The sequence below is a fragment of the Neobacillus drentensis genome (assembly GCF_036965245.1).
Lineage (GTDB): Bacteria > Bacillota > Bacilli > Bacillales > Cytobacillaceae > Neobacillus > Neobacillus drentensis_G.
Genome location: NZ_JBALPG010000221.1, coordinates 251 through 755, shown reverse-complemented (window position 1 = coordinate 755; position 505 = coordinate 251). Strand labels below are relative to the sequence as shown.

Sequence of the window (505 nt, the reverse complement as noted above, 5' to 3'; positions counted from 1 at the left end):
TTTAATTTTCGTAACGGGAGGGTGAAAAGTTGAACGTTGTGGGGTATATACGAGTTTCAACACAAGGGCAAGCTAAAACAGTATGATATTGTGGGGTTAAAAGGAAAGCCTTTGGTTCTTCATCATATTGGTGGTTGTGGACAAGCAATAACTATTCCACAACCATTGCATCCAGGGAGTGGAGGAATCCATAATATCGAGAAACAAATAGGTATATGGGTTGAATGAATCTGATACAGGAAGAAAGATTTTTGATGTTTCACATAAGAATCCAATAGGCAAAGGAGCTCTAGAAGATAAAAAGCAGGTTATTTACGACCTAACTAATTCTAGAGTAGTCTTGATTAGAGATTCAACAAATGAGTTAGGATTTAGAATTTTGACTGGTTTTCCAATCGTTAAATAAGTTTAGTAGGGGGGGATATCTTGAATAAGGAAATGAACTTTGAAACTTTTAAATATTTTCTTGAATGTTATTTTAACGTAAGTGCGAACTATGATGAAA

Annotated in this window: 2 protein-coding genes; both read left to right on the top strand. The window is 34.7% G+C overall.

Annotation, left to right across the window (positions count from 1 at the left end):
* Window positions 1-90 precede the first annotated feature (90 nt).
* Complete coding sequence (locus V7150_RS25720) at window positions 91-228, top strand: hypothetical protein (protein ID WP_335523982.1); 138 nt, start codon at window positions 91-93, stop codon at window positions 226-228.
* Window positions 221-406 carry an RNase A-like domain-containing protein gene (locus V7150_RS25715; protein ID WP_335523966.1) on the top strand — a complete coding sequence of 62 codons (186 nt, stop codon included), beginning with the start codon at window positions 221-223 and terminating at the stop codon, window positions 404-406. Before V7150_RS25720 ends, V7150_RS25715 begins: the two co-directional genes overlap by 8 nt.
* Window positions 407-505: the final 99 nt, after the last annotated feature.